The 20,135-nt window shown below is 70.0% G+C and carries 21 protein-coding genes, 2 tRNA genes and 1 riboswitch; of the genes, 8 read left to right on the top strand and 15 right to left on the bottom strand.

What is annotated here, in order from left to right:
* Nucleotides 1–38: 38 nt before the first annotated feature.
* Entirely contained in the window at nucleotides 39–656 is a 618-nt protein-coding gene (locus ABD830_RS28380) for a TetR/AcrR family transcriptional regulator (RefSeq protein ID WP_344993743.1), read from the top strand.
* 42 nt (nucleotides 657–698) lie between these two features.
* Here the strand turns inward: ABD830_RS28380 and ABD830_RS28375 are convergent, their stop codons facing one another.
* Nucleotides 699–797, bottom strand: a complete 99-nt coding sequence (locus tag ABD830_RS28375; RefSeq protein WP_344993738.1) for a hypothetical protein — start codon at nucleotides 795–797, stop codon at nucleotides 699–701.
* Between ABD830_RS28375 and ABD830_RS28370 the strand changes: the two genes are divergently transcribed.
* The gene (locus ABD830_RS28370; RefSeq protein ID WP_344993735.1) at nucleotides 789–1,982 is read left to right on the top strand and encodes an MFS transporter; all 1,194 of its coding nucleotides are present in this window, start codon (nucleotides 789–791) and stop codon (nucleotides 1,980–1,982) included. The two genes, ABD830_RS28375 and ABD830_RS28370, sit on opposite strands and share 9 nt — an antisense overlap.
* 42 nt (nucleotides 1,983–2,024) lie before the next feature.
* Here the strand turns inward: ABD830_RS28370 and ABD830_RS28365 are convergent, their stop codons facing one another.
* Entirely contained in the window at nucleotides 2,025–2,315 is a 291-nt protein-coding gene (locus tag ABD830_RS28365; RefSeq protein ID WP_344993733.1) for a hypothetical protein, read from the bottom strand.
* A 53-nt stretch (nucleotides 2,316–2,368) separates the two neighbouring features.
* Here ABD830_RS28365 and ABD830_RS28360 point away from each other — a divergent pair, with 53 nt between their 5' ends.
* On the top strand, nucleotides 2,369–3,013 hold the full coding sequence (locus ABD830_RS28360; RefSeq protein ID WP_344993730.1) for a TetR/AcrR family transcriptional regulator: 645 nt from the start codon (nucleotides 2,369–2,371) through the stop codon (nucleotides 3,011–3,013).
* Between the two features lie 136 nt (nucleotides 3,014–3,149).
* Nucleotides 3,150–3,605, top strand: a complete 456-nt coding sequence (locus tag ABD830_RS28355) for a hemerythrin domain-containing protein (RefSeq protein ID WP_344993727.1) — start codon at nucleotides 3,150–3,152, stop codon at nucleotides 3,603–3,605.
* 30 nt (nucleotides 3,606–3,635) lie between these two features.
* Here the strand turns inward: ABD830_RS28355 and ABD830_RS28350 are convergent, their stop codons facing one another.
* Nucleotides 3,636–4,553 (bottom strand): LysR family transcriptional regulator, encoded by a 918-nt coding sequence (locus ABD830_RS28350; RefSeq protein WP_344993724.1) that lies wholly within the window; start codon nucleotides 4,551–4,553, stop codon nucleotides 3,636–3,638.
* 494 nt (nucleotides 4,554–5,047) lie between these two features.
* On the opposite strand from ABD830_RS28350, the gene ABD830_RS28345 reads away from it, so the two are divergent.
* Nucleotides 5,048–5,446, top strand: a complete 399-nt coding sequence (locus ABD830_RS28345; protein ID WP_344993721.1) for a hypothetical protein — start codon at nucleotides 5,048–5,050, stop codon at nucleotides 5,444–5,446.
* The gene (locus ABD830_RS28340) at nucleotides 5,443–6,036 is read left to right on the top strand and encodes an MBL fold metallo-hydrolase (RefSeq protein ID WP_344993717.1); all 594 of its coding nucleotides are present in this window, start codon (nucleotides 5,443–5,445) and stop codon (nucleotides 6,034–6,036) included. Before ABD830_RS28345 ends, ABD830_RS28340 begins: the two co-directional genes overlap by 4 nt.
* A 212-nt stretch (nucleotides 6,037–6,248) precedes the next feature.
* Here ABD830_RS28340 and ABD830_RS28335 read toward each other — a convergent pair whose 3' ends face one another.
* From ABD830_RS28335 to ABD830_RS28280, 12 genes are all read right to left on the bottom strand, one after another.
* Nucleotides 6,249–6,833, bottom strand: coding sequence for a putative glycolipid-binding domain-containing protein (locus ABD830_RS28335; protein WP_344993714.1), 585 nt, complete (start codon nucleotides 6,831–6,833; stop codon nucleotides 6,249–6,251).
* A gap of 123 nt (nucleotides 6,834–6,956) precedes the next feature.
* A tRNA-Leu gene (locus tag ABD830_RS28330) sits at nucleotides 6,957–7,029 on the bottom strand.
* 116 nt (nucleotides 7,030–7,145) lie between these two features.
* A tRNA-Pro gene (locus ABD830_RS28325) sits at nucleotides 7,146–7,221 on the bottom strand.
* Nucleotides 7,222–7,400: 179 nt separating this feature from the next.
* On the bottom strand, nucleotides 7,401–8,417 hold the full coding sequence (locus tag ABD830_RS28320; protein WP_344993711.1) for a mechanosensitive ion channel family protein: 1,017 nt from the start codon (nucleotides 8,415–8,417) through the stop codon (nucleotides 7,401–7,403).
* A 56-nt stretch (nucleotides 8,418–8,473) separates the two neighbouring features.
* Nucleotides 8,474–9,469: a ribonucleotide-diphosphate reductase subunit beta gene (locus ABD830_RS28315; protein WP_344993708.1), complete on the bottom strand. Its 996-nt coding sequence runs from the start codon at nucleotides 9,467–9,469 to the stop codon at nucleotides 8,474–8,476.
* Nucleotides 9,470–9,481: 12 nt separating this feature from the next.
* Entirely contained in the window at nucleotides 9,482–11,626 is a 2,145-nt protein-coding gene (locus ABD830_RS28310; protein WP_344993705.1) for a ribonucleoside-diphosphate reductase subunit alpha, read from the bottom strand.
* Nucleotides 11,627–11,748: 122 nt separating this feature from the next.
* A riboswitch (cobalamin riboswitch) is annotated at nucleotides 11,749–11,942 on the bottom strand.
* 43 nt (nucleotides 11,943–11,985) lie between these two features.
* Nucleotides 11,986–12,894 carry a Bug family tripartite tricarboxylate transporter substrate binding protein gene (locus tag ABD830_RS28305; protein WP_344993702.1) on the bottom strand — a complete coding sequence of 303 codons (909 nt, stop codon included), beginning with the start codon at nucleotides 12,892–12,894 and terminating at the stop codon, nucleotides 11,986–11,988.
* Nucleotides 12,895–12,961: 67 nt separating this feature from the next.
* Nucleotides 12,962–13,732, bottom strand: a complete 771-nt coding sequence (locus tag ABD830_RS28300) for an SAM-dependent methyltransferase (RefSeq protein ID WP_344993699.1) — start codon at nucleotides 13,730–13,732, stop codon at nucleotides 12,962–12,964.
* A 58-nt stretch (nucleotides 13,733–13,790) separates the two neighbouring features.
* The gene (gene glmS / locus ABD830_RS28295; protein ID WP_344993696.1) at nucleotides 13,791–15,611 is read right to left on the bottom strand and encodes a glutamine--fructose-6-phosphate transaminase (isomerizing); all 1,821 of its coding nucleotides are present in this window, start codon (nucleotides 15,609–15,611) and stop codon (nucleotides 13,791–13,793) included.
* Nucleotides 15,612–15,624: 13 nt separating this feature from the next.
* Entirely contained in the window at nucleotides 15,625–15,900 is a 276-nt protein-coding gene (locus ABD830_RS28290) for a hypothetical protein (RefSeq protein ID WP_344993693.1), read from the bottom strand.
* An 80-nt stretch (nucleotides 15,901–15,980) separates the two neighbouring features.
* Nucleotides 15,981–16,751, bottom strand: a complete 771-nt coding sequence (locus ABD830_RS28285) for an ABC transporter permease (protein WP_344993690.1) — start codon at nucleotides 16,749–16,751, stop codon at nucleotides 15,981–15,983.
* Complete coding sequence (locus ABD830_RS28280) at nucleotides 16,741–17,544, bottom strand: ABC transporter ATP-binding protein (RefSeq protein WP_344993687.1); 804 nt, start codon at nucleotides 17,542–17,544, stop codon at nucleotides 16,741–16,743. The genes ABD830_RS28285 and ABD830_RS28280 overlap by 11 nt, the downstream gene beginning before the upstream one ends.
* Before the next feature lie 54 nt (nucleotides 17,545–17,598).
* On the opposite strand from ABD830_RS28280, the gene ABD830_RS28275 reads away from it, so the two are divergent.
* Together ABD830_RS28275 and ABD830_RS28270 are read left to right on the top strand one after the other, a co-directional pair.
* Nucleotides 17,599–18,207 (top strand): TetR/AcrR family transcriptional regulator, encoded by a 609-nt coding sequence (locus ABD830_RS28275; protein ID WP_344993684.1) that lies wholly within the window; start codon nucleotides 17,599–17,601, stop codon nucleotides 18,205–18,207.
* Nucleotides 18,208–18,271: 64 nt separating this feature from the next.
* Nucleotides 18,272–20,056, top strand: coding sequence for an N-acetylmuramoyl-L-alanine amidase (locus ABD830_RS28270; protein ID WP_344993681.1), 1,785 nt, complete (start codon nucleotides 18,272–18,274; stop codon nucleotides 20,054–20,056).
* Nucleotides 20,057–20,135 lie beyond the last annotated feature (79 nt).

The following is a 20,135-nucleotide window of genomic DNA, read 5'->3' as shown; positions in this document are numbered from 1 at the left end:
ATTGACGTACCATCGGTATGTCAACGTGGAGGGACGCCATGACCGACGGGGCCAGGGCCCGCCAGCGCGAGCAGACCAGGCGCACCCTGCTGCATGTGGGCCGGCGGCTGTTCGCGACCCGTGGCTACGCCGCGGTCGGCCTGGCAGAGATCGTGCACACCGCCGGCGTCACCAAGGGCGCGCTGTACCACCACTTCGCGGGCAAGGCCGACCTGTTCCGCGCAGTCCTCGAACACGTACAGCAGGAGGTCGCCCAGAAGGTGGCCGCCACCGCCGACGCCGAGGACGATCCCTGGGAGCAGCTGACGTCGGGATGCCGAGCCTTCCTCACGGCGAGCACCGATCCGGACGTCCAGCAGATCATGCTCATCGACGGTCCCGCCGTGCTGGGATGGAGCGACTGGCGCGCACTGGACGAGGCCGCCTCGGCCCGCCACCTGGCCGAAGCGCTCACCACCCTTATCGAAGAGGGAGTCATCGCGCCGCAGCCGGTCGAACCGCTCACCCACCTGCTGTCCGGCGCCATGAACGAGGCGGCACTGTGGCTGGCCAGGTCAACCCGCCCCGGCGACCTGGACGACACCTGGACAGCGCTCTCACAGATGCTCCAGGCACTACGCCTCAAGCCGGCCCACACGGCCGCCGCAACGGATTGACCGCCGCACCCCACGCGCGGCATCTCGACAAGAAGGCCGAGGTCAGCGGCTGAGCAGGTAGCGCCGGGGCGTGGTGCCGACCGTACGGCGGAAGGCCGCCAGGAACGCGCTCGCCGTGGCGTACCCCACGCTGTGCGCCACCCGCGACACCGGCTGCCCCTCGGCCAGCAGCGGCAGTGCGGCGCGCAGCCGTACCTGCGTATGGCCAGCCTGGCCTGCGGGCTCGCGCGGGAGCCGTGGCAGCTCGTGGTCGGGCGATTCGTGCAGGGCGCGGGCTCTGCGATGGCCGGCCCGGCGGCGATGTCGATGATCACGTTGCTGTATCCGGGGCCGGAGGAGCGGGCCAGGGCGCTGGGTGTCTGGGGCGGCATCGCGGCTCTGGGCGGGACCGCGGGCCTGGTGCTGTCCGGGACGCTGACCGACCTGGCGTCCTGGCGCGTGATCTTCCTGATCAACCTGCCCGTCGTCGCCGTGGCCCTGGCGCTGCTCCCCCGCCTGGTCCCCGAGTCCCGTGCCCCCGGCCGGCGCCGCCTCGACGTTCCCGGCGCGATCCTGGTCACCGGCGCCGCGGTGTCGCTGGTGTACGGGCTCCTGCGGACTGGAGAGACCGGCTGGGGCGATCCGATCGTCATCGGCGCCGTCGCGCTCTCCGCCGCCTTGGCGGTGGCGTTCGTGCTCGCCGAGACACGGGCGGCGGCGCCGCTGGTGCCCGGGTCGTTCCTGGCCTCGCGGACGCGGGCGGTCGCGAGCGGCGCGACCCTGCTGTTCTCGATGGCGATGTACGCGATGTCGTTCCTGCTGATGATCCAGGTGCAGACCGCTCTGGACTACAGCCCGCTCCTGGCCGGCATCGCCTACCTGCCCTACGGCGCCGGCATCCTGGCGGGCATGTGGCTGTCCTCCCGCATCTCGCTCCGGGTCGGGACGCGCTGGGCGCTTCTGCCGGCGTTCCTGGTCAACATCGCCGGCCTGCTGCTGCTGTCCGGCCTGGCGGCGGGCGACTCCTACGCCGCCCACGTCCTGCCCGGCATGCTCATCCTGAGCGTGGGCAACGGGCTGAGCCTGCCCGTCATGGCCGCAGCCGCCGTCGACGGCACCACCGAGGAGGACGCCGGTCTCGGCTCGGCAGTGTTCACCTCCGTCCAGCAGATCGGCGGCGCCATCGGGGTGGCCGCGCTGACCACCATGGGCTACTCGGGCGGGCTCACGGCGGGCGCGGTCTGCGTGGCGCTCGGCGCCGTACTCATCGTCGTGCTGCTGCCATCACGCGCCGGCGGCCCGCCGCAGCCCGCCGGACAGGAGGCCGAAGCACGCCTCCCCCGGTGAGGAGCTGGGCCTGGCGGCCCTGGCACCAGAATGCGGACCTCCTCAGGCCCCGATCCAGGCGTCGATGAGGTCGAGCCGCTCGAGTGGAGGTTCGGGCGGGCGGAAGCCGAGCGCCTCGGTCAGGACGCTGTCGACGACCGGGTGGAGGCGTTCCTCGACGAACGTCTCCCAGTCGGCCTCGGACTCCCACACGTCGACGTAGCGCAGGCCGTTGCCGGTGCGGTAGGCCAGGTGGGCAATGAGCCCCTTGGGCGGCTCGGGCCCCAGCCCTTCCTTGATGCGGGCGTAGATGTCGGGGCCGATCGGAACATCGTAGGTGAACGCGTGTGCCATGGGATCCCCCCAATGACTTTGATCCGAAGTAATTTCGGATGAATATGGCTAGCATGAACCTCGTGGCAGGACAGGTCAAGAGGCGATACGACGTCACCGGCCGGCGGGAAGCGGCCGACGCCAATCGGCGGGCCATCCTGGAGGCGGCCGGCGAGTTGTTCACCGCGCGCGGCTACGCGGCCACGATGATGAACGACATCGCCGAGCGGGCCGGCGTCGCCCTGGACACCGTCTACACCGCGGTGGGCCGCAAGCCCGCGCTCTTCCTGGAGCTGGTGGAGTCCGCGCTGTCCGGCACCGACCGGGCCGTTCCTGCCCGGGAGCGCGGGTACGTACAGGCCATCCGCGCCGAACCCGATGCCGGGCGCAAGCTGGAGATCTACGCGCGCGCGATCGGCGACATCCACGGCAGGCTGGCGCCGCTGCTGCGCGTCGCCCAGACGGCGACGCATCCGGAGGTCCGCGAGGTCTGGCAGGACATCGCGCATCGGCGCGCGGCCAACATGCGCGAACTGGCACAGAACCTCGTCGACACCGGACAGGTGCGGCCGGGGCTCGACGTGGAAGAGATCGCCGACGTCGTCTGGGCGACCAACTCGCCGGAGCTCTACTGCCTGCTGGTTGAGGACCGGGGCTGGCCGGCGGAACGGTTCACCGCTTGGCTGGCCGACACCTGGCGCCGCCTGCTCCTCGCGTGATGCCTGGGGCCGTACCCGCATGCGCGCCCCCTGGCCACCTCGCCCGTCTCGCAAGCCGGGCAACCGTTCTGGAGAGGACAGGCGAGGGCCAACCGCTGACGAGAATGGCCTTTGGCCGGATGGGTAGCTGCCGGTCATGGCTACCGACGTCATCACCCTGATCACCAAGGACCACCGGGCCGTGGAGGGTCTCTTCGAGCGGCTCAAGAACAAGGAGGGAGACCAGGAGGCGACCGTGACCGAGTTGCACGCCCTCCTGATCGCACACTCGCGGGCCGAGGAAGACAGGGTCTATCCGGATATCGACGCCCACCACAGCCTGGAGGAGCACAAGGAGATCGAGATCCTGCTCGATGCGCTCATGCGTGCCGAGCCGGGGACGAAGGTATTCGACCGCACACTCGACAAGCTCATCAAATCAGTCAATCGCCATGTCCAGGAGGAAGAGGGCAAGGTCCTCCCCAACCTGGCGAAGTCCGTCAGCAAGAAGAGACTCGAGGATCTCGGCAGGGAGTTCAAGAAGCGCAGAGCGGAGGAACTGGACGCGCTCAGCGCTCAAGCCCGCTCCACCAGCGCCCCCACCAGGCGCTAGCCGTACGAGCGGACACAAGCCCGGCTGAGATCAAGCCCCTGGCTCGTCGAGATCCTGTCCGGCCAGGTCGAGAAAAGCCCGGCCCTGCGCGGAGAGGCGATCGCGGCGCCAGACCAGCGCCAGGCTTCGGCTCGGGGCGGGCGGCCGGAGCGGGATGGTGACCACCTGCGGCCGGGCCCGCTCTGCGGCCGACCGGGGCATGAGGGCCACTCCGAAACCGTGCCGGACCAGATCGGTCAGCAAGGTGAGGTCGTCGGTCTCGGCCGTGACTTCGGGGAGGAAGCCTTCCTCGGCGCAGGCGGTCTCGAGTGCGATGCGCAGCCCGGCGCCCCAGGTGAGCGTGACCATCGGCTCTCCACGCAGCTCGGACAGGCTCAGCTGTGGCTTCGCGGCGAGTGGATGTCCGGGGGTGACGACGATCACGAGTGCTTCCTCGGCGACGTCGCGGCTCGTGAGGCCGACAGGCAGGCGCTGTCCCGCCGGCCCTGCGGGAAGGCGGTTGCCTGAGACGCCGATGACGGCCGCATCCAAGGCGCCCGCCGCCACCTGCGCCGTCAGTTCCTCCGGATCGCCGGTGCGCAGGGTGATACGGACGCCGGGATGGCGGCGCCGAAACCGTGCGAGTTGATCCAGTAGCGACAACGGAGGGGAAGGGATGGTCCCCACCGTGAGCCGCCCTGCCAGGACGCCGCGCAGTGCGACGACCGCGTCCCGTCCAGAGGCTGCCGCATCGAGGGCCGCGCGGGCGTACGGAAGGAAGGCCTCCCCTGCCGGGGTAAGCCGGATCCGGCGCTCGGACCGGTCGAAAAGCCGCTCTCCGAGCTCGCGTTCGAGTTGGGCGATCTGCTGGCTGATCGCGGGCTGGGCGACGTGGACGCGAGCGGCGGCGCGGGTGAAGCTTCCCTCTTCCACGATGGCCAGCAGATAGTGCAACTGGCGCAGTTCCATAAGGCTCCCTTATGCGAGGGCATAGGAACCATATCTTGGACTTCTGTGACAGCGAACGGCAGGGTGTAGCTGTACTCAACCGTCCCGATCTCTCCAGGGAGGCAGCCGATGTCCCGTCATCACCAGGCTCTGATGGTGTGGATCTCAGTCTTGCCCACTCTCACCGTCGTACAACTCGTCCTCAATGGCTTCTTGGAGGCGGTCCCGCCGTTCCTGCGCCCCCCGGTCGTCGCCACCGTGGTGGTGCCCATCGTCGTCTACGTGATGATGCCGCTGTTGCAGCGGGTTCACAGCCGGATGGGCAAGCAGCGAAGGTCACGGCGGCGGCCATCCCCGCCTGTTCGGGGTTTGGATCAGAGGGCTGGGTGATCATGTATGCGACTCGAGGATCAAGCATCCGGGTGGACAGGCTCTCATGGAGAACCGTGCGCCGGCCGGGGGCGCCGGTCAGCCAGGCGACGGCCGAATCCCTGCAGGGGCCGCTCGAGGAACCGATGGCTCAACCAGCGTCAGGCTGCAACCACCACCAGCCGGCGTTGATCGCCCATAAGGGCGTCGCCGTCACCAGGACGGCGGCGACCGCCACCGGCCATCGCCGGCCATCGCCGAGCTCCCACCTGCGAATCGCCGTACCGGCGAACATGACCGCGAGGATCGCGGCGGCGAACCACGGGACGCGGCTGCTCAACAGGACCAGAGCCAGCCCGCTCGTCGCGATCGGCTACTTCCTGTCCGGCCAGGCTTTCGCCCAAGCTACGGGCCTCGCTGACATCGGCGGGCTCCTGCAGCGGCTGACCGTCGTCGTTGGCTGGGGATGGCTGACCCTCCTCGCGATCCACCTGCGCAACACCGACGAACCCGCTCGCCCTCCTCTCGGATGGAACAAATCGTGAAGATCACGAAATACACCCATGCCTGCGTACGGCTGGAGCACGAGGGCCGTGTCCTGGTCATCGACCCCGGGATCTGGAGCGAGCCGAGCGCGCTGATCGGCGCGGACGCGGTGCTGATCACCCATGAGCATGCCGACCACGCCGACGTGCTGCGGCTGCTGGGCGCCGGCATCGAGGTGTACGCTCCGCTCGCGGCGGAGCTGGCGCTGCCGTACACCGCCGTGCGGGTCGGTGAGGACTTCACGGCGGCCGGTTTCCGCGTACGGGCCGCCTGCGGCCGGCATGCGCCGATCTACGGCGGCCGACCCGACTGCGTGAACCTCGGCTATCTCGTGGAGGGCACGCTCTACCATCCCGGCGACTCCCTGCACATCCCGAACGAGCCCGTGGAGACGCTCCTGGTCCCCCTGCAGGCGTCGTGGCTGAAGACCGCCGAGGTGATCGACTTCGTTCGCGCGGTCGCCCCCGAGCGGGCCTTCGGCATCCACGACGGGCAGGTCAACGCACGAGGCTTGGCCAGCGTGAACGGCTGGCTCGGTCAGGAGACGCGGCACCGCTACCGGTGGCTGGCCCCGCAGGAAAGCGCTTGACCGCACACGTCGGACTGGGAGATGTACCTCAGTTCTCTGCCCCGCAGGCACGAACTTCTGGGTAGATCCCGACAAGGACCGGATGACACCGGGTCGGCGCTGCGCCGGCTTGTTCGCCAGGCGAACTTCAGCGACCGACTTGCCGACACGGCGATGCGCTGGGAATGGCCAAACCCACTTGCCGAAAGTCTCGAAGCCAGGCGGGTGGCGCTTCAGGCGGCCCTGATGGCCAGGCCGGGATAGTCGAGCACGAGGCCGGACTCGTCGTAGGTCAGGCGGCAGGCGACGTCGAAGACCGGCGCGGCGTAGTCGTACCGCTGCCGCCCACCGTCGTCGGGCAGCCGGGCATAGTGCTGCTCCAGCCGCTCGACGGCCAGGTCGGCGGCCCGGACGAACGCCGCAGGAGCCGGCGAGGCGGCACCCACGCCGAGGCGCAGCCGGTGCACGGGGAACGCGTTGGTGAGGGCCGACGACTCCAGGTCAACGTCGAGGCAGCCGTCCAGCCAGGACGCCGGCGCGCCGTCCACGCGCCAGTGGCCGGCGCCGTCGGCCTCCAGGACGATGTGGCGCCTGGCCCGGGCGGAACGGCTCTCCAGCCGGGCCGAGCGCGTGGCCCAGCCCGAGTCGAGCTCGATGACGTAGTCGACGACCCAGGCCTCGCCCTCCTCGACCGCGGTTGTGCACCCCTCGACGCGGTATCCGTCCGGCGGGGAGCGGAAACAGACCACCTCGAAGCCGGTGCGTACGGCGAGGTGCTGCCAGGCCGCGGTGTCAGGCGGTGGCGTGAAGGTCGTCATGGCCGGATCATGTCACCGGCCACTGACAAAGGTGGAGAGGCGACGGCGTCGGCGGCCTCACCGGCGCCGCGCAGCGGGTCACAGGCACGGGCAGCAGCGCGAAAAGCTTGAGCCGTTTCTGCGTGCCGCCCCAGGGATTCGAACCCTGAACCTCCGCCTCCTGAGGGCGGCGCCTCTGCCGTTGGGCCAGAGCGGCTGGGCCCCGGGCTTGGCTGGCGTGGGCCGGCCCGGGGCGTGGGCTGGGTCCGGCCGGGGGGCGCCAATCCCGTCGGCCAGGCCGTGGCCCGCGGCCCTTTCCTTTCAGGACCGCCGTCCGAGTGGCAGGATTCGAACCTGCGATGCTCCTGCTCCCAAGGCAGGCGGGCTGACCAAACTGCCCCACACTCGGTTGTCAACGAAAAAGCCGCCCCGGGGTGTCCGAGACGGCTCTCCGAATAATTCGAGGGTTTATCCGGAAAGCCTTCGCGGCGGCTCTGGGAGGACCAGGTCGGAGCTCACTTCGCCGCCTTTCTTCGTGCTGCTGGACAATGTCCACGGTAAAGGCTTGATCGGCCCCGCGCCACGTATTTAATTGCGCAGTCGGGATTCCGGGGTGTCCACGCGGAAGCGGGGCAGGGAGTCCGGGTAGTTGTCCCTGACGTAGTTGACCAGGAACTCGCGTACGTCGCACTTGAGGTCCCACGCGGACGGCGAGTCCGCGGCGCTCATCAGGGCGCGCAGCTCCACCAGGCCGTTCGTGAGCACGTCGGTGACCTGGAGCGTCCAGTCCTTCTGGTCCCACAGCGGGTTGCCCTGAAGGAACTCGTAGAGCGCGTCCCGCAGTTTCGGGACCGGCACCGACCAGTCCACGCGCAGGAGGACGACGGCGAGGACCCGGCTGCCGTGCCGGGTCCAGTTCTCGAAGGGGTTCTGCGTGAAGTAGGACACCGGCAGGACCAGGCGGCGCTCGTCCCACAGGCGCAGGACGACGTAGGTGAGCGTCAGCTCCTCGATCCTGCCCCATTCGTCCTCCACCACGACCACGTCGTCGAGCCGGAGCGCGTCGCTGAAGGCGAGCTGGAGGCCGGCCAGGGCGTTGCCGATGGTCGGCTGGGCGGCGATGCCGACGATGGCGCCCGCGATGCCCGCCGAGGCCAGGATGCCCGCTCCGAGCGCGCGGACCTGGGGGAAGGAGAAGAGCATGGCGCCGATCGCGACCACGATGATGACCGCGGCGGCGATGCGGCGGACCAGCGCGATCTGCGTCCTGATCCGCCGCGCCCGGCGGTTGCGCTCCCCTTCGACCAGCACCAGCCGCTCGAGTACGACGTCCGTCAGGGCGTACGAGGCCTGCACGATCAGCCAGGTGACCGCGCCGATCGTGGCCAGGCCGAGCGCTCGCTGCACCGTCGCCGCGACGCCCGGCTCCCCCGGGCCTGAGCCGAACATCCCCGGCTCGAAGACGAGGTTGAAGGCCACGACGGCCGCCACCGCGAACGCAGCCCACGTGCAGTGCTCCACCAGGTGCCGGGCGAGCGACCATTTGCGCCCGACCCTGTTCAGCACCCTCCGCACCAGCTCAACCAGGAGGATCGAGCCGATCACCGAGATTACGAGAATCGGCCAGTCCGCCGGAGACTGCACGCCTATGCCCCCAATGTCTAGAAAGTCTCGTCAAAGGTCACATTGCCCTCAACTGCCACTTGATACGCAGAAACCCGCCGTTCGAAGAAGTTCGCCAGCTCCTGGACGTCCTGCAACTCCATGAACGCGAACGGGTTCGCCGAGCCGTACCTCTTGGGCAGGCCCAGCCGGACCAGCCGCTGGTCGGCGACGTACTCGAGGTACTGGCGCATCTGCTCGACCCCCATGCCGGGCATGCCGTCCCCGCACAGGTCCTCGGCGAAGGCCAGCTCTGCGGCCACGGCCTCCTCCAGCATGAGGGTAACCTGTTTGGCCAAATCATCGCCAAAGAGCTCCGGTTCCTCCGCCCGCACGGTGTCCACCACGCTGAAGGCGAACTCCATGTGCATGGACTCATCGCGGAAGACCCAGTTCGTCCCGGTGGCCAGGCCGCCGAGCAGCCCGCGGGAGCGGAACCAGTACACGTAGGCGAAGGCGCCGTAGAAGAACAGGCCCTCGATGCAGGCGGCGAAGCAGATCAGGTTCAGGAGGAAGCGCCGGCGCTCGTCCTGGGTCTCCAGGCGCTGCAGCTCGTTGATCGAGTCGATCCACTTGAAGCAGAATTCCGCCTTGTCGCGGATCGAGGGGATGTGGTCGATCGCGGCGAAGGCCTTCACCCTCTCGGCGGGATCCGGGAGGTACGTGTCCAGCAGGGTCAGGTAGAACTGGACGTGCACGGCCTCCTCGAACAGTTGCCTGCTGAGATAGAGACGCGCCTCAGGGGCGTTGACGTGCTGGTAGAGGTTGAGCACGAGGTTGTTGGCCACGATGGAGTCGCCGGTGGCGAAGAACGCGACCAGCCGGTTGATCAGGTGCCGCTCCTGGGGCGTCATCCTGGCCAGGTCGGCGAGGTCGGTGTGGAGGTCCACCTCCTCGACGGTCCACGTGTTGCGGATGGCCGCGCGATACCGTTCGTAGAAGTCGGGGTAGCGCATGGGCCGGAGCGTGAGGTCCATTCCCGGGTCGAGCAGCATGGAAGTCTCCTTCTACTGGCAGGCTTCGCAGGTCTCCGGGTTCTCCAGGGAGCAAACCGAAGCCGCGACGGTGGTCTGGGCGATGCGGGTGGCGGGGCGGGAGCGCAGGTAGTACGTGGTCTTCAGGCCCTGCTTCCAGGCGTAGGCGTACATCGACGAGAGCTTGCCGATGGTCGGGCTGGCCATGAAGAGGTTCAGGGACTGCGACTGGTCGATGTACGGCTGGCGCGCGGCGGCCAGGTCGATCAGCGCCTTCTGCGGCAGCTCCCAGGCCGTGCGGTAGAGCTGCTTGAGGTCGTCCGGGATGCCGGGGACCTCCTGGACCGAGCCGTCGGCCCGCTTGATGGCGTCGCGCATCTCCTGCGTCCACAGCCCGCGCGCCTGCAGGTCGGCCACCAGGTATCGGTTGACCTGCAGGAACTCCCCGGACAGGGTCTCGCGCTTGAACACGTTGGACACCTGCGGCTCGATGCACTCGTAGCAGCCGGCGATGGAGGCGATCGTGGCGGTCGGCGCGATGGCGATCATGAGCGAGTTGCGCAGGCCGGTCACCGCCACCTTCTCCCGCAGCGCCGCCCAGCGCGGCGAGGTCCCGGCGCCGTAGTGGTCCGGGTGCAGCACTCCCCCGGCCGCCCGCGTGTCGGCGTACGACGGGTGCCGGCCGCGCTCGGCCGCGAGGTCGGCCGAGGTGTCGTACGCGGCCAGCGCGATCTCCTCGGCTATCCGCGTGGACAGCTCCAGGGCGCGCGGCGAGTCGAACGGCAGCCGCAGCCCGAAGAACACGTCGGCCAGTCCCATCACGCCGAGCCCGATCGGCCGCCAGCGCCTGTTGGCCGCCTCGGCCTCGGGCGTGGGGTAGAAGCCCAGGTCGATGGTCCTGTCCAGGAAGCGCACGGCCGTGCGCACGGTGCCGCGGAGCCGCTCCCAGTCCATGTCGCCACCGGCGAGATGGGCGGCGAGGTTGATCGAGCCGAGGTTGCAGACCGCGGTCTCCCCGTCGCTGGTGACCTCCAGGATCTCGGTGCACAGGTTCGACAGGTGGATGACGTTCTCGGGGCGGGCGGTCTGGTTGGAGGTGCGGTTGGCGGCGTCCTTGAACGTCATCCAGCCGTTGCCGGTCTGGGCGAGCGTGCGCATCATCCGACCGTACAACGTCCTCGCCGGAATCTGCCGGACATATCGCCCCGCGGCCTCATAGGCGCGGTACGCCGCCGTGAACGCCTCTCCGTACAGGTCGGTCAGGTCGGGCACCTCCTTCGGGTCGAACAGCGACCAGACCTCGTCCGCCTCCACCCGGCGCATGAACTCGTCGGGCACCCAGTTGGCCAGGTTGAGGTTGTGGGTGCGGCGGGCGTCCTCGCCGGTGTTGTCGCGCAGCTCCAGGAACTCCTCGATGTCGGCGTGCCAGGTCTCCAGGTAGACGCAGGCCGCGCCCTTGCGCCGCCCGCCCTGGTTGACCGCCGCGACGGACGCGTCGAGCGTGCGCAGCCAGGGGACGATGCCGTTGGAGTGGCCGTTCGTGCCCCGGATCAGGGAGCCGCGCGAGCGCACCCGGGTCCAGGAGATGCCGATGCCTCCCGCGTACTTGGACAGCCGGGCCACCTGCCCGTACCTGTCGTAGATCGCCTCCAGCTCGTCGCGCGGCGAGTCGAGCAGGAAGCACGACGAGAGCTGCGGCCGGCGGGCGCCCGCGTTGAACAGCGTGGGCGAGCTGGGCAGGTACGACAGCGTGGACATGAGCGCGTAGAGCTCGGCGGCCTCCTCGACCGACTCCGACAGCCCGCAGGCCACGCGGAGGAAGAAGTGCTGCGGCCGCTCCAGCACAGCCCGCGTCTCGGGGTGGCGCAGCAGGTAGCGGTCATAGACGGTGCGCAACCCGAAGTACTCGAACCGGTCATCCGCCTCCGCGGCGACCAGCGCGTCCAGCTCCGGCGCGTGCGCGGCGACGAACTCCGCCAGCCCGTCCTGGATCAGCCCGGCCGCGTGGGTGGCGGCGATGGACTCGGAGAACGACCGCACCCCGTGCGCGGCCGCCTCGTCGGCGATCTCCTCGGCCAGCAGCCGGGCGGCGACCCGGGAGTTGGCCGGATCGGCGATGACCCGGGCGGCGGCCTCCTCGATGGCCAGCCGGCGGTCGATCCCGATGATCTGCGTCACGTGCTCTCTCCTCGCGAGCTCGTCCCCCGTGAGGGCGCGCGAGAGCACGGCGGCGGGCAGCACCCGCCGCGGTTCGCTCCCCGGCCCTCCCTCGAGGCCATGGTCACTTCATGCCGGACGGGCAGCCCGGCACGCCGCTGGCAGGTCTTCGGGCTCGCGGGCGCACAATCGTTCCTACTGGCCGTCGCTTCCCAGATCACTCCAGTGCGTATGACGGCGGTCGTTCCCGCTCACCGCTGCGGGGCAGCCCCGGAATCGCACCGGGTTCCCTTTTGCTCCGCCTCCGTGGAGGCGAACCAGCAACGAGGAGGATCCTACATCTAGTAGCCGTTCCCGCAACTGACCCAGGATGTTGTGGCTCAGGGCTTGTCGAGCAGTCCGAGATCCCGCAGCACGGCGCGCGTGCGCTCGACCTCGGTGCTCAGCCAGAGCTCGAAGTCCTCGCCGCTCAGCGGGATCGAGATCCACCCTTCGGAACGGCAGGCCGCGTCCCAGGCCGGCGAGCCGGTGACGTCGTCGCACATGCGGATGGCCGCCTCGCGGGCCCCGTCCGGCATGGCCTCGGGGCCGAAGGCCGCCACCCAGTCCGCGAAGTCCACCCGTACGCCGGACTCCAGCAGCGTCGGAGTGTCCAGGTCCGGCACCCGCCTGGCCGTGGAGACGGCGAGCGCCCTGACCCGGCCCGCGCCGATGCCGGGGCGCCAGTCGGCGAGCAGGCCGGCGGCGGCCGTGGCCTTGCCGGACAGCAGCGCGGTGGCGGCCTCCTCGCTGCTGGGGTAGCCGGTGTAGTCCATCCGCCTGGTGTCCGCGCCGAGCCCCTTGGCGATGAGGCCGAACAGCAGGTGGTCGGGCTCGCCCTGCGGCCCGCCCACCAGCGGCGTCTGGCCCGGCTTGGCGACCAGGTGGGCGCCGAAGTCCTCGAAGTCCCTGAAGCGGGACTTGCCGGACACGACCACGACCTCGACCTCGCCGCTGAGCCGCGCCAGCGGGGTCGTCGTGGTGAGCAGGGCCTGGCGGCCGTTCACCTCGGCGGCGGCCAGGGCCGGCAGGCCGGTCAGGGTGACCTTCGTGCCGGCGCCGAGCTGGTACCCCGCCGCGCGGGCCGCGCCGGCGAACACCTGCCCGACGCGCGCCCACCGGCGCCCCTCCGGGTTGATCGAGAACCGGGCACGCAGGCCGGCCGCGCCTCCGGGGGCGCGCTCCGTACCGCAGCCGACCGCGCACACGGCCACGGCCAGCCCTCCTGCGAAGAACTGTCGACGGCGCATGTGCCTCTCCCCCGAACTATCACTTACAGGGAGTTATTGGCAATTTACGCAGAGATACACATTTCTCTCAGAGTGGCTTCTTGCCGACTCCGGCCATGAGCGACGACGGGAGCGACCAGTCGCCGACCAGCTTGGGCCGGTCGGGTCGCCAGTCGACGGCCTGTACGAGCCCCGGCGGCTCCAGCGGGAAGTCGCCGAAGAACGCACGGATCTCGGCGGGCGTGCGGTCGGTGCCGGCACCCGGCTCCTCCGTGGAGGCGCCCCGGTATCGCCGCTCGTCCTCCAGACGGCCCATCGACGTGGCATGGGTGATCACGAGGTGGCTGCCCGGCGCCAGCCTCTCGCGCAGGCGGGCCACCACCCGCTGCGGCCCCGCCGAGTCCGGCAGGAAGTGCAGGATCGACACCAGCAGCACCCCGACCGGCCTGCGCAGATCCAGGAACGCGCCCGCCTTGGCCAGCACCGCGTCGGCGTCCAGGAGGTCCGCCTGAACGAAGGCGGCCCTGCTCGAACGTCCGAGCAGGGCCTTGGCGTGGGCGGCGACGACCGGATCGTGATCGACGTAGACGACCCTGGCCTCCGGCGCCACCTCGTGCGCGCTGCCCTGGGTCGGCAGCCCGCTGCCCAGGTCGAGGAACTGGCGTACCCCGTCGGCGGCGACGTAGCGCACGGCACGCTGGAGGAACGCCCGGTTCGCGCGGGCCAGCGGGACCGCCTCCGGGATCAGCTCGGCGAGCTGCTCGATGGCCTGGCGGTCGACCGCGAAGTTGTCCTTCCCGCCGAGCATGTAGTCGTACATGCGTGCGAGATTGGGCGTCTCATGGTCGAACTGCCGCACGTATCGAATTTATGCCGTCCGCAGCAAGATAACGAGGTTTGAAGCCAAATTGGCCTGTTTATTCGACCGTGACACTCTTGGCTAGATTGCGCGGCTTGTCCACATCACGGCCGAGCGCCACCGCCGCATGGTAGGCGAGCAGCTGCAACGGGATCGTGAGCAGGATCGGGTCGAGCTCGATCTCGTTCTTGGGGATCACGATCACGTCGTCGGCCAGCTTGGCGTCGGGCTCGCGGTGGCCGACCATGACCACCTGGCCGCCGCGCGCGCGGATCTCGCCGAGCGTGGTGAGGTTCTTGTCGAGCAGCTCGTCGTCGGGGACGATCGCGACCGTCGGCATCTCGGGGCCGATCAGCGCGAGCGGCCCGTGCTTGAGCTCGCTGGCCGGGTACGCCTCGGCGTGGACGTACGAGATCTCCTTGAGCTTCTGCGCGCCCTCCCTGGCCACCGGGTAGCCGCGCACGCGGCCCACGAACATCATGCTCGGGTGCTTGGCGTACTTCTGCGCCAGCTCGGCGATCTTGTCGCCCTGCGCGAGGATCTCCTCGATCTGCCCCGGCAGCCGGCGCAGGCCCTCCACGATGCGCCGCCCGTCGGCGGGCGACAGGTCACGCACCCTGCCCAGGTGGAGCGCGAGCAGTGCGAACGCCACCGACGTCGAGGTGAACGCCTTGGTCGAGGCCACCGACACCTCGGGCCCCGCGTGCAGGTAGATGCCGCCGTCGACCTCGCGCGCGATGGCGCTGCCGACCGCGTTGACGATGCCGATGACGCGGCCGCCCTTGCGCTTGAGCTCCTGCACGGCGGCGAGCGTGTCGTACGTCTCCCCCGACTGGCTGATCGCGACGTAGAGCGTGTCGGGGTCGACGACCGGATTGCGGTAGCGGAACTCGCTGGCGGGCTCGGCGTCGGCGGGGATCCTAGCCAGCTCCTCGATGAGCTGCGCGCCGATCTGCCCCGAGTAGTACGCCGACCCACAGCCGATGATCTTCACCCGGCGGAAGGAGCGGGTCTCGCGGGCGTCCATGTTCAGGCCGCCGAGGTGGGCCACGTGGAAGCGCTCGTCGAGGCGGCCGCTCATCGTGCGGGTCATCGTCTCGGGCTGCTCGGAGATCTCCTTGAGCAGGTAGTGCTCGTAGCCGCCGGTGTCGTAGTGCCCGGCGTCCCAGTCGACGGTCAACGGCTCCTTGGCCGTCTCGCGGGCGTCGCTGGAGAAGGTGTGGAAGCCGTCGGCCTTCAGCACGGCCAGCTCGCCGTCCTCCAGGTGGACGACCTGACGGGTGTAGCGGACGAGCGCGGCCACGTCGGACGCGGCGAACATCTCCTTCTCGCCGATGCCCAGCACGATCGGGCTGCCGTTGCGCGCCACGACCACCTCGCCGGGCCGGTCGCGGTCGATGACCGCGATGCCGTACGTGCCGACGATGCTCTTGAGCGTCTTCCTGACCGCCTCCTCGAGGGTGTCGTTCTCGTCGACGGCGCGGGCGATCAGGTGCGCGAGCACCTCGGTGTCGGTGTCGGAGGCGAACTCCACGCCGTCGGCCTGGAGCTTGGCGCGCAGCTCACCGGCGTTCTCGATGATGCCGTTGTGCACGACGGCGATGCGCTCGTCGGCGGACAGGTGCGGATGCGCGTTCTCGTCGCTCGGCACGCCGTGCGTGGCCCACCGGGTGTGCCCGATGCCGAGGGTGCCCTTGAACCTCGCCGGCATCACCTTGGCCAGGTCGGCCACGCGGCCCTTGACCTTGCGTACCTTGAGCCCACGGTTGGACACCACGACCCCGGCCGAGTCGTAGCCTCGGTACTCCAGCCGCTGCATGCCTTCCAGCAGGATGGGTGCCGCCTCCCTCGGGCCGACGTAGGCCACGATTCCGCACATAGAGGTCTCCTGTTCATCCGTAAATGATCCTGCGCAGCTGCCGCAGGGACAGCTCGGGTGCCGCTACTCGGCGACCGCGTAAGTCGCGGGCGATCCTCGGGAAGATCTCGTCGTTGGTGTGGCCGCGCGACTTCAGCTCCGCGTGACGGCGGCGGACGTACTCCTCGACGGACTCGGAGAAGTACGACAGCACGTCGGCGACCACGCGCGCGGCCTCGCCCGGGCTCAGGGGGCTCGTCTCGGTGAGGTGGGCGATGAGATCTTCGTAGGGATGCCGTGCGGTGGACACAGAGGAGGACACTACGCATCTGGAACGAGACACGCCATCATCCTGCCCGAAATCGGGCAGGATTTAACTCCAACCGCTCTCTACAGGAGGCTGCTGCGGTCCCAACCTTTACCGAAGCGCCACCAGGCGAAGGCGCCGGCGACGAGGCCGAGCCCGACGAGGACGGCCGCCGGACCGGCCGTGCTCGCGACGTCGCCCCTGACGGCGGCCTGGAGCATGGTGGTCGCCCAGTATCCGGGCGAGACCGGCGCGATCGCCTGCGCCCAGGAGGGCATCATCGAGTACGGCACGAGCGCGCCGCCGAGCGCGCTGACCGACAGCGCCGCGATGTTGCAGAGCGTGCTCAGCTCGCCCTGGCTGCGCACCACTCCGGCCAGCGCCGTACCCACCCCGAGCAGCGCGAAGCACCATGCCATCACGGCCAGCGCCAGCGCCCACACCGGTCCGGCGGGCCGCATGCCCACTGCGACGATCCCGTACGCGAGCAGCACGGACTGCTGCAGGACAAGCACGGCGAAGACCGGCAGGGCCTTGCCGAGCATGATCTCCGGCACGCCGGCTCTGGTGGCCTTGAGGCGGTCCCAGGTGTGCCAGGTGCGCTCGGCGAGGCTGGACCCGGCCACGTCGGCCATCGACAGCACCGAGAACATGACCAGCAGGCCCGTGACGACCTGGACGGGCTCGCCCAGCATGGACTTGAAGACCAGCATGAGGACCATGGGCATGACCAGGTAGCTGACCAGGTGGGCCGGGTCGCGCCTGCGCAGCAGCACGTTGTGGGCGGCCAGCACGGCGATCCGGTGCAGGGAGATCCGGCGCAGGGAGATCTGGTGCGGGGCGTCACGCGGCATGGGCCAGCTCCCGGTAGAGGTCGTCGAGCGACGGCTGGCGGATGTCGATGCCGCGCACCGGGCGGTCCAGGTCACGCAGGAGGGCGGCCAGGGTGGCGGTGGGATCGGTGGTGGAGACCGTGATCTCGTCGTCGTCCAGCGTGACGCGTACCTCGCCCGGCAGCCCCTTGAGCAGCTCGGCGCCCGTGCCCCGCGCGATGACCCGCCCGTTCCTCGCGACGGCGATCGTGGCCTCCAGCTCGGCGAGCTCGGGAAGGTAGTGGGTGCAGTAGACGACCGCCGCACCGCCGTCCGCCCGGCGGCGCACCGCCGCCAGGAGCGCGGCGCGGGTCTCGGGGTCGGCGCCCACCGTGGGCTCGTCGAGGAGGAGCACGCCCGGGTCCGCGAGGAGGGCGGTGGCGGCCTGCGTGCGGCGCTGCTGGCCGCCGGAGAGCACGCTCACGCGCCGGTCGAGCACCTCGGTCAGCGCCATCTCCTCGGCCGCGACGTCGACAGCCCTGGCCAGGGACCGCCGCCGCAGCCCGGCGAGCCCGCCGAACAGCCGCAGCGTCTCCCGCACGGTGACGCTCGGGTAGAGGGCGAGCTGCTGGGGCGCCATCCCCACCTCGCCCCGCGCCACGACGCTCCCGGCGTCCGCCCGGACCAGGCCCGCGGCGATCTCGAAGAACGTCGTCTTGCCGGCACCGTTGTGCCCGACCAGACCCGCGATCTCCCCCGGCTCCACCCGCAGGTCGAAGCCGCCCAGGGCGGTGACGTCGCCGTACCGCTTGACCAGCCCGTTCGCGTTCAGCATGACGCCTCCTTCGCAGTCTACGGCGTAGACTGCTCTACACTGTAGACTGTTCGCGTGCGGAAGCTCAAGACCTCCCGGCAGCCGGAAATCCTCGACGCGGCCCTCGCGATCGCCGACGAACGCGGCCTCGAAGCCCTGTCCATGCGGGCCGTCGCCGAGCGGGTCGGGGTGACGCCCATGGCCCTGTACGGCTATTTCCGGAACAAGGATGAGCTGCTCGACGGCCTGGTCGGCCGCCTGCTCGGCGAGCTCGTGCCCGACGACCCCGGGCAGACGTGGCAGGAGCGCCTGGGCGCGATCGCGTGGGCGATCCGGCGCCTGGCCCGCGAGCACCCGACGGTCTTCCCGCTCCTGCTGCTGCGCACGTCGGTGACGCCCGACGGGGTCAAGCTGGTCGACCTGGCCTATCAGGCGCTGCTCGACGCGGGCGTGCCGGAGGCCGACGTCCCCCGGGTCGAGCGGCTGATGAGCACGTTCGTGCTGGGCTTCGCGCTGTCCGAGGTGAGCGGGCGCTTCTCCCACGCCTCCAGGGAGATCAGGCACCGCCGAGGGACCGACATGCCCGCCCACCAGCGGCTGGCCGGCCACCTCACGCCTGATGACTGGGATGCCGAATTCGCTGATGATCTCGCAGATCTCATGCGTATCATCCGACCCGTCTGACACATCCCTTTCAGGGGAATGGCTACGGTGAGTAGTTGCATCGTGACGTTCCCGAGGGGTGCTCATGCACATCCGGCTCACCGCCACCTTGATCGCCGGCACGCTCACCTCGCCTGCCGCCGTGCCCGCTGCCGTGTCCACGTCGGGACGGCAGGCCGACTTCGCCGCCGCGGCCCGGGAGTACGGCGTGCCGGAGAGCGTGCTGCTCGGCGTCTCGTACCTGGAGTCCCGCTGGGACACGAACGGCTGGTCGCCCAGCACGGCGGGCGGCTACGGGCCGATGCACCTGGTGGACGCACCCCCCGGCCGACGCCCCCTATCTGCGCTGCGCATGGCCGACCCGCCCGCCTCGCTCCCCCAGGCCGGGCTCCTCATCGGCGCCGACCCCGCCACGCTGCGCAAGGACCCCGCCGCCAACATCAGGGCCGGCGCCGCCCTCCTCGCCTCCTACCAGGACCGCCCGAGCGCCGACCCCTCCGCCTGGTACGAGGCCGTCGCCCGCTATTCGGGCGCCGCGGACGAGACCGGGGCTCAACAGTTCGCCGACGAGGTCTTCTCGGTGATGCGGGAGGGCGTGGAGCGCCGCACCGACGACGGCTTCCTGGTGCGGCTCGACCCGGTACCGGCCCTGTCGTCCCCTCGCGAGCAGTCGGAGAACGCGGACGTGGAGTGCCCCGCCTCCCTCGCCTGCGAATGGATGCCCGCCGCGTACAGACGCTTCGGCAAGAAGAGCAACCGGGACTACGGCAACCATGACCACCTGAGCCGGACCCGGGCCGTCGACTACATCGTCATCCACGACACCGAGGGCTCGTACAAGGGCATCCCGTCCATGATCAACGACCCGAAGTACGTGAGCTGGCACTACACGATCCGCTCCGGCGACGGGCATGTCGCCCAGCACGTGCCGACGAACGACATCGCCTGGCACGCGGGCAACTGGGACGTCAACACCCGTTCGATAGGGATCGAGCACGAGGGCCGCCTCGCCCAAGGGGGCACCTGGTACACGGAGGCGATGTACCGCTCGTCGGCCAAGCTGGTCAAATATCTGGCCGACAAGTACGACATCCCGCTCAACCGCGCCCACATCCTCGGCCACGACAACGTGCCCGGCCCCACCCCGAAGGCCGTTCCCGGCATGCACGACGACCCCGGGCCGTACTGGGACTGGGCCCACTACTTCGACCTGATGGGCAAGCCACTCAAAGAAGCCAAGAACGGCGATTCCATCATGATCCGCCCGTCGTACGGCGAGAACCAGTCCCGCTTCACCGGCTGCGCCGGCGGCAAACCGGCCAAGGACTGCCCGAAGCACGGCGCCGCCACGGTCTGGCTGCACACGCAGCCGAGCGAGTCGTCTCCCCTGGTCAGCGATCCCGGCAAGCATGCGGGAACGCCCGGCACGTACAGCGTGTACGACCAGAGCGCCCGCGCCTCCACCGGCCAGCGCTACGCCGTGGCCGCCCGGCAGGGCGACTGGACGGCCATCTGGTACCTGGGCCAGAAAGCCTGGTTCCACAACCCGCCCTCGAACCCCACCGCCGTCCCCGCCAAGGGCCCCGTGGTCACGCCGCTCAAGGCCGGCACCAAGGTGTACGGCCGCGCGTACCCGGAGAAGTCCGCCTACAAGCTGGCGTCCTACCAGCCGCTGGCGCCGCTCCCGTACAAGATCGGGCCCGGCCAGCAGTACACGGTGGGCGGCACGATCACCGGCTCCTACTACGCCGCCGGCGCCTTCAGCCCGGCCAAACACGTCACCACCACCGGCGATCTCCGCTACTACCAGATCCAGCTCGGCCACCGGGTGATGTTCGTGATGGCCAAGGATGTCCGCCTGATCGATTGAATTTCGCCCCGGGGGCCGCCTGCTGCGCACGGGCACTCCGGGAAGGCGATATGGTTTTCCCGTAGCCCGGCGCACGTCG

This window comes from Nonomuraea helvata (genome assembly GCF_039535785.1).
Classification (GTDB): Bacteria; Actinomycetota; Actinomycetes; order Streptosporangiales; family Streptosporangiaceae; genus Nonomuraea; species Nonomuraea helvata.
The sequence above is the reverse complement of the archived record's forward strand: the minus strand, read 5'-3'. Positions and strand labels throughout refer to the sequence as shown.

What these genes read in the sequence shown, in the direction of transcription:
- ABD830_RS28380 (WP_344993743.1), top strand. Translation starts at nt 39, where the DNA reads ATGACCGACGGGGCCAGGGCCCGCCAGCGCGAGCAGACCAGGCGCACC.
- ABD830_RS28365 (WP_344993733.1), bottom strand. Translation starts at nt 2,315, where the DNA reads ATGGCACACGCGTTCACCTACGATGTTCCGATCGGCCCCGACATCTAC.
- ABD830_RS28360 (WP_344993730.1), top strand. Translation starts at nt 2,369, where the DNA reads ATGAACCTCGTGGCAGGACAGGTCAAGAGGCGATACGACGTCACCGGC.
- ABD830_RS28355 (WP_344993727.1), top strand. Translation starts at nt 3,150, where the DNA reads ATGGCTACCGACGTCATCACCCTGATCACCAAGGACCACCGGGCCGTG.
- ABD830_RS28350 (WP_344993724.1), bottom strand. Translation starts at nt 4,553, where the DNA reads ATGGAACTGCGCCAGTTGCACTATCTGCTGGCCATCGTGGAAGAGGGA.
- ABD830_RS28345 (WP_344993721.1), top strand. Translation starts at nt 5,048, where the DNA reads ATGGCTCAACCAGCGTCAGGCTGCAACCACCACCAGCCGGCGTTGATC.
- ABD830_RS28335 (WP_344993714.1), bottom strand. Translation starts at nt 6,833, where the DNA reads ATGACGACCTTCACGCCACCGCCTGACACCGCGGCCTGGCAGCACCTC.
- ABD830_RS28315 (WP_344993708.1), bottom strand. Translation starts at nt 9,469, where the DNA reads ATGCTGCTCGACCCGGGAATGGACCTCACGCTCCGGCCCATGCGCTAC.
- ABD830_RS28305 (WP_344993702.1), bottom strand. Translation starts at nt 12,894, where the DNA reads ATGCGCCGTCGACAGTTCTTCGCAGGAGGGCTGGCCGTGGCCGTGTGC.
- glmS (WP_344993696.1), bottom strand. Translation starts at nt 15,611, where the DNA reads ATGTGCGGAATCGTGGCCTACGTCGGCCCGAGGGAGGCGGCACCCATC.
- ABD830_RS28285 (WP_344993690.1), bottom strand. Translation starts at nt 16,751, where the DNA reads ATGCCGCGTGACGCCCCGCACCAGATCTCCCTGCGCCGGATCTCCCTG.
- ABD830_RS28280 (WP_344993687.1), bottom strand. Translation starts at nt 17,544, where the DNA reads ATGCTGAACGCGAACGGGCTGGTCAAGCGGTACGGCGACGTCACCGCC.
- ABD830_RS28270 (WP_344993681.1), top strand. Translation starts at nt 18,272, where the DNA reads ATGCACATCCGGCTCACCGCCACCTTGATCGCCGGCACGCTCACCTCG.